We start from the raw sequence: 6,654 nt of genomic DNA, 5'->3' as shown, positions 1-6,654 counted from the left end.
CCCGCGTCGGCGGGGGTCGTTACGCTGGAGGGATGCCGCAGACTCCCCGTGACCCGTACGCGGATCTGCCGTACGCCGACGAGCCCTACGACGACGGATGGGAGTCGTCCGCTCCTCCGGAGCCCATGGACTGGGAGCCGCAGGGCGCGGGCTACGAGCCGCCGCTCGACTGGGGACAGGGGCCGGTCACTCCGGTGGCCCCGGCTCCCTCCGCCGGCCGTGCGCCCGCCGTGCGCCAGGCCACTCCGAGCCGCTATCCGACTGCGCGCGAGGCGCTGCACACGGTCTTCGGCTACGACGAGTTCCGCGGCGACCAGGCCGACATCGTCGAGCAGGTCATCTCGGGCGGCGACGCCGTCGTCCTGATGCCCACCGGCGGCGGAAAGAGCATCACCTACCAGGTGCCCGCACTCGTGCGCGAGGGCACGGGGCTCGTCATCAGCCCGCTGATCGCGCTCATGCACGACCAGGTCGACGCGCTGCGGGCCAACGGCGTCAACGCGGCCTACCTCAACTCCACCCAGGCGATCGACGAGCGTCGCGAGGTCGAGCGGGCCTACGTCGCCGGCGAGCTCGACCTCATCTACGTCGCCCCCGAGCGTCTGTCGAACGCGCAGACGACGGCGCTTCTCCAGCGCGGAACGCTCAGCGTGATCGCGATCGACGAGGCCCACTGTGTGTCGCAGTGGGGCCACGACTTCCGTCCCGACTACCTCACCCTCGGCGACCTGGGCGAGCGGTTCCCCGGGGTGCCGCGCATGGCGCTCACGGCCACCGCGACCGCGGCGACGCACAAGGAGATCACCGAGCGGCTGCGCCTCGACGGTGCTGACGGCAGAGCGGCCGCGAAGCACTTCGTCGCGAGCTTCGACCGCCCGAACATCCAGTACCGGATCGTGCCCAAGGTCGACCCGCGCAAGCAGCTGGTCGCCTTCATCAAGGCGCAGACCCCGGCGAGCGACGACGGCGCCCAGCCCGCGGGCATCGTGTACGCCCTCAGCCGCAAGTCGGTCGAGCAGACGGCGACCTATCTCGCCGCACAGGGCCTCGACGCGCTGCCGTATCACGCGGGTCTTCCCGCCGAGGTGCGGGCGGCCAACCAGGCGCGCTTCCTCCGGGAAGACGGCGTGGTCATGGTCGCGACCATCGCGTTCGGCATGGGTATCGACAAGCCCGATGTGCGCTTCGTCGCGCACATCGACCTGCCGAAGTCGGTCGAGGGGTACTACCAGGAGACGGGTCGTGCCGGCCGCGACGGCGAGCCCGCGGTGGCCTGGATGGCGTACGGGCTCGGCGACGTCGTGCAGCAGCGCCGGCTCATCGACCAGAGCCCCGGCGATCGCACGTTCAAGATGCGGATGGGGCAGCACCTCGACGCCATGCTCGCGCTCTGCGAGACGGTCGAGTGCCGCCGACAGAACCTGCTCGGGTACTTCGGCCAGGAGTCGCAGCCCTGCGGCAACTGCGACACCTGCCTCGACGACACCGAGACGTTCGACGGCCTCGTGCCGGCGCAGAAGCTGCTCTCGACGATCGTTCGACTCAAGCGCGAGCGCAACCAGTCGTTCGGCGCGGGGCACCTCATCGACATCCTCCGGGGTGCCTCGACCGAGCGCATCCGGCAGCAGGGGCACGACAAGCTCGCGACGTACGGCATCGGCAACGACCTCTCCGACCAGGATTGGCGCAGCGTCGTTCGGCAGCTGCTGGCCCGCGGCATCCTGGTCGCCCAGGGCGACTACGGCACCCTCGCCCCCGGGGAGCAGGCGGCGGGTGTGCTGCGCGGCGAGACCGCGGTGCCGCTGCGCAAAGACACGATCGGGCGTCCGACCTCTTCGTCGCGGGCGCGCAAGACCAGTGCCGCCGACGCGCTGGATGCCGGGGACCGCGGCCTGTTCGAGGCGCTGCGCGCCTGGCGGGCCGAGACCGCTCGGGAGCAGGGTGTGCCGGCGTACATCGTGTTCGGCGACGCGACCCTGCGCGCGCTCGCCGAGCACCGGCCGGCATCTCTCAAGGACCTCGACGGCATCACCGGCATCGGCGCCAAGAAGCGCGAGGCCTACGGCGAGGGCGTGCTGGCGGTCATCGCCGCCGCCTGACCACCGCGGCCCAATCGCATAGACCCATAGCGTGCGGTCGGGAGAGCGGCAAGAACACCTAAGTACACTGGGTACACAAGAGTTCACAGAAGGGCAGCGATGATCGGCGTGAATCCCTTCCGCCCGACAGCCGGAGCCGAGCCTCCGCAGTTGATCGGTCGTGCCGGGATCCTCGATGAGTTCCGCTACGGGCTCCGCATCCGCTCCGGGGCGCCGGGGCTGCTGACCATCTTCACCGGCGCGCGAGGCATCGGCAAGACCGTCATGCTCGGTGAAGCCGAGGACGCGGCGCTCACTCACGGCTGGATGGTTGTCTCGGAGACCGCGACCCGTGGCTTCCTGGGTCGCATCGGCGAGGCGATGCGCGCCGCCGCAGAAGAACAGGGGCAGGGTCCGGCCGGAAGGCGGATCACCGGTATCGGCGCCGCAGGCTTCTCCATCACGACGCAGCTCCCTCCCGAACAGCAAGCAGGATGGCGACAGGTCGGCGAGAAACTTCTCCGACAGCTCGACGAGAACGGAACCGGGCTGGTCATCACCCTGGATGAGATCCACGGGGCAGACCGGGATGAACTCGCTCAGCTCGCAGCCTCGGTCCAGCACTACATCCGCGATGGTCTCCCGATCGCGCTCCTCTTCGCGGGCCTCCCCGCGGCGGTGTCCGATCTCCTCAACGAGGGGGTCGCGACCTTCCTGCGGCGGGCGGATCGGATCGATCTGCACGCTGCAGCCATCGACGAAGTCGAGAACTCATTCGCAGACATCTTCGCCGTCTGGGACACGCCACTCGATCCTGTGCTGATCAGGGCTGCGGCGGAGTCGACGGGCGGCTATCCGTTTCTGATCCAGCTGATCGGTTATCACCTGTGGCAGGTGGCCGAATCGACGGATCGACCGCTCGGCGCCGAGGACGTCGACCTGGCGCTGTCTGCCGCACACCGCAGAAATGCCCGTGTGGTCATCGAGGCTGCACTGTCCGCTGTCTCCCCGAAGGACCTCGACTTCCTCAGAGCGATGGCCGAAGACGATATCCCTGCGACCGCGGCAGACATCGGCCGTCGCCTCGGTGATAAGAAGAACACGGTCGGCAACTACCGCGCGCGGCTCATCGCTGCGGGCCTGATCCAACCAGCGGGCCACGGTCGCGTCGACTTCGCGATCCCCGGACTGCGGGAACATCTCCGCACTCGTTGAGCCTTTGTCGCGGTCGCCCTGTCGCGAGGCGACAACGGAACGCCGGCATATGCCCGCACGCGGTTGGAGGATGCTCACAGCGGAGTTCGCCCGGGTTTGTCGCAGACCTACCATGGGGGCACCCCTACTTCCCTGGAGGAATGCCATGGTCGACGCTGCCGTCCGTCCTTCGACGACACCCGATGAATCGCCCGCGACCGCGCTCGCCCCGCAGATGGACGTCGCCCGAGTCAACGAGGCCCTGATGGGCACCTGGGGCGACGTGCGCCGTCAGGCGCGCGAGATGATCAAGGACTCGGCGTTCTGGCGCAAGGACGAGCTCGGCAAGGACGAGCACCGCGAGCGCGTGCTCAGCCAGCTGCACCTGCTGGTCGAGAACAAAGCCGTGCACCGGGCGTTCCCCAAGTCGCTCGGCGGCGAAGAGAACAACGGCGCCAACATCGCCGGCTTCGAAGAGCTCGTGGTCGCCGACCCCAGCCTGCAGATCAAGTCGGGCGTGCAGTGGGGGCTCTTCGGTTCGGCCGTACTGCAGCTCGGCACCGCGGAGCACCACGAGAAGTGGCTCCCCGGCATCATGGACCTCTCGATCCCCGGCGCCTTCGCGATGACCGAGATCGGCCACGGCTCGGATGTCGCCGCGGTCGGGACGACCGCGACCTACGACGCGGCGACCGAAGAGTTCGTCATCAACACCCCGTTCCGGGCGGCCACCAAGGAGTACCTCGGCAACGCCGCGCTGCACGGTGTCGCGGCGACCGTGTTCGCGCAGCTGATCACCAACGGCGTGAACCACGGGGTGCACTGCTTCTACGTGCCGCTGCGTGGAGAGGACGGCGTCGACCTCCCCGGTATCGGCCGCGAGGACGACGGTCTCAAGGGCGGCCTCAACGGCATCGACAACGGCCGTCTGTCTTTCGACCACGTGCGCATCCCGCGCACGAACCTGCTCAACCGCTACGGCGACGTCGCGGCGGACGGCACGTACTCCAGCGCGATCGACAGCCCCGGCCGTCGCTTCTTCACGATGCTCGGAACGCTCGTGCAGGGACGCGTGTCGCTCGACGGTGCGGCGTCCTGGGCCTCCGCGCTCGGCCTGCACATCGCGATCACCTACGCCACCCAGCGTCGCCAGTTCGACGGCGCGGACGGGCAGGAGGTCGTGCTCATGGACTACGGCAAGCACCAGCGCCGTCTGCTCCCGCGTCTGGCGACCACGTACGCGCAGATCTTCGCGCACGACGAGTTCCTGCAGAAGTTCGACGCCGTGTTCTCGGGGCGCACCGACACCCCCGCCGACCGCGAAGACCTCGAGACGTTGGCCGCCGCTCTCAAGCCGCTGTCGACCTGGCACGCGCTCGACACGCTGCAGGAGGCTCGTGAGGCCTGCGGTGGTGCCGGCTTCATGTTCGAGAACCGTCTGGTGGGCCTGCGCGCCGACCTCGACATCTACGTGACGTTCGAGGGCGACAACAACGTCCTGCTGCAGCTGGTGGGCAAGCGTCTGCTGACCGACTACGCCAAGCAGTTCCAGGGCAAGGATGCCGCGGCTCTCGCCAAGTTCGCCGTCGGGATGACCGCGGGCAAGCTGTTCCACGGCGCCGGGCTCCGTCAGCTCGGCCAGGCGGTCTCCGACTTCGGTCAGGTCAGCCGGTCGGTCGAGCGGGGCCTCCGCGAGGAGCAGCAGCACGATCTGCTCGCCGGACGCGTGCAGCAGATGGTGGCCGACATCGCCTCCCGCCTTCGCCCCGGGGCGAAGGACAAGGCCCTCGGCGCCCGCCTGTTCAACGAGAACCAGGCCGAGCTGATCGAAGCCGCTCGTGCGCACGGAGAGCTGCTGCAGTGGGAGGCGTTCACCGACGCCGTGCACCAGATCGACGACGCCGACACCAAGAAGGTGCTCACCTGGCTGCGCGATCTGTTCGGTCTGCAGCTCATCGAGAAGCACCTCGCCTGGCACCTGATCAACGGGCGCCTGTCGACCCAGCGCGCCGCCGCCGTGTCGAGCTACATCGACCGGCTGTGCGCGCGGCTGCGCCCCCATGCCCTCGACCTGGTGAACGCGTTCGGCTACGAGCCCGAGCACGTGCGGGCGCCGATCGCGAGCGGCATCGAGAAGCAGCGCCAGGACGAGGCTCGCGCGTACTACGCCGACCTCGCCGCCACGGGCAAGGCGCCGATCCAGGAGAAGGCGCTCAAGAAGAAGCAGCGCTGATCTTTCGGGGCCGGGGCGCCTGTCAGGACGACCACTTCGTGAGGTCGATGCCGCGCTCCTCCGCAAGCGCGTGGAGGTGCTCGGCCGAGTCCGTCTCGATGCAAACGCACGCCTGCAGCCCCGCGGTGTCGTCGTCGCGCAGCAGGTAGTAGCTGGTCGCGTCGGTCAGCAGTTTGCCCTCGGCGTCGCGGAACAGCCAGCGCACCTTCACCAGCACGAGTCGATCCGACAGCTCGTTCGCGTCGAGGAGCTCGTGCCCGACGGAGGCGAGGCCGAGTTCCCGGTACAGGGGATAGGACTGCTTCAGCCCCGCGACCATCTCCTCCCGGGTGTCCAGGGCGCCGGAGACCCGGTCGTCGGCGATCATGCCGGGGGTCGACCACAGCTCGACGGCGGCTTCGGCGTCGAACTCCGTCAGGGATGCCGCATAGCGCGAGAGGTACTGTTCGATCCGGTCGGTGTGGATGCTCATGATGTCGAGGGTACGGACCGTTCGCATCGACCGTCAGGGGCCTTGACGGCAGCGGGTGCGTAGGGTGGATCGCGCCACCAGAAGAAGGAGTCCCCGTGACCCGCGTCAACGCCTACGCCGCACCCCGTGAAGCCGCCCCGCTGGAGAAGACCGTCATCGAACGGCGCGAGCTCGGGCCGTCCGATGTGCTCATCGAAATCGCGTTCGCCGGCATCTGCCACTCCGACATCCACACCGTGCGCGGCGACTGGGGGCCGCAGAGGTACCCGCTCGCTCCGGGGCATGAGATCACCGGGACGGTCGCGGCGGTGGGCGATGCCGTGACCCGGCACGCGGTCGGCGATCGCGTCGGCGTCGGATGCCTGGTGAACTCGTGCGGCGAGTGCCGCAACTGCCTGCGCGGTGAGGAGCAGTACTGCACCGAGGGCGCGGTGCAGACCTACGGCAGCACGGACCGCGACGGCACCGTCACGCAGGGAGGCTACTCCGAGCAGGTCGTCGTGGCCGAGAAATTCGTCCTGCGCATCCCCGACTCCCTGCCCCTGGATGTGGCTGCGCCCCTGCTGTGTGCCGGCATCACGACCTACTCGCCGCTGCGGCACTGGAACGTCGGTCCCGGCACCCGCGTCGCGGTCGTCGGCCTCGGTGGGCTCGGGCACATGGGCGTGCAGATCGCG

The 6,654-nt window shown here is 69.1% G+C and carries 5 protein-coding genes; 4 read left to right on the top strand and 1 reads right to left on the bottom strand.

Annotated features, from left to right (window positions below):
* Window positions 1–32 precede the first annotated feature (32 nt).
* The 3 genes from recQ to ACNPM4_RS16575 all read left to right on the top strand — a co-directional run bounded on the left by recQ (window position 33) and on the right by ACNPM4_RS16575 (window position 5,505).
* Window positions 33–2,099, top strand: a complete 2,067-nt coding sequence (recQ, locus tag ACNPM4_RS16585; protein ID WP_448986412.1) for a DNA helicase RecQ — start codon at window positions 33–35, stop codon at window positions 2,097–2,099.
* 99 nt (window positions 2,100–2,198) lie between these two features.
* Window positions 2,199–3,293, top strand: coding sequence for an ATP-binding protein (locus ACNPM4_RS16580; protein WP_029261306.1), 1,095 nt, complete (start codon window positions 2,199–2,201; stop codon window positions 3,291–3,293).
* A gap of 145 nt (window positions 3,294–3,438) precedes the next feature.
* Window positions 3,439–5,505, top strand: coding sequence for an acyl-CoA dehydrogenase family protein (locus ACNPM4_RS16575; protein WP_448986411.1), 2,067 nt, complete (start codon window positions 3,439–3,441; stop codon window positions 5,503–5,505).
* Between the two features lie 22 nt (window positions 5,506–5,527).
* Here ACNPM4_RS16575 and ACNPM4_RS16570 read toward each other — a convergent pair whose 3' ends face one another.
* On the bottom strand, window positions 5,528–5,977 hold the full coding sequence (locus ACNPM4_RS16570) for a hypothetical protein (RefSeq protein WP_448986410.1): 450 nt from the start codon (window positions 5,975–5,977) through the stop codon (window positions 5,528–5,530).
* A 95-nt stretch (window positions 5,978–6,072) separates the two neighbouring features.
* Between ACNPM4_RS16570 and ACNPM4_RS16565 the strand changes: the two genes are divergently transcribed.
* A partial coding sequence (locus tag ACNPM4_RS16565; protein ID WP_448986409.1) for an NAD(P)-dependent alcohol dehydrogenase occupies window positions 6,073–6,654 on the top strand: 582 nt, incomplete at its 3' end.

The sequence above is a fragment of the Microbacterium umsixpiens genome, from assembly GCF_053543675.1.
The sequence above is the reverse complement of the archived record's forward strand: the minus strand, read 5'-3'. Positions and strand labels throughout refer to the sequence as shown.

What these genes read in the sequence shown, in the direction of transcription:
- ACNPM4_RS16580 (WP_029261306.1), top strand. Translation starts at nt 2,199, where the DNA reads ATGATCGGCGTGAATCCCTTCCGCCCGACAGCCGGAGCCGAGCCTCCG.
- ACNPM4_RS16570 (WP_448986410.1), bottom strand. Translation starts at nt 5,977, where the DNA reads ATGAGCATCCACACCGACCGGATCGAACAGTACCTCTCGCGCTATGCG.
- recQ (WP_448986412.1), top strand. Translation starts at nt 33, where the DNA reads ATGCCGCAGACTCCCCGTGACCCGTACGCGGATCTGCCGTACGCCGAC.
- ACNPM4_RS16575 (WP_448986411.1), top strand. Translation starts at nt 3,439, where the DNA reads ATGGTCGACGCTGCCGTCCGTCCTTCGACGACACCCGATGAATCGCCC.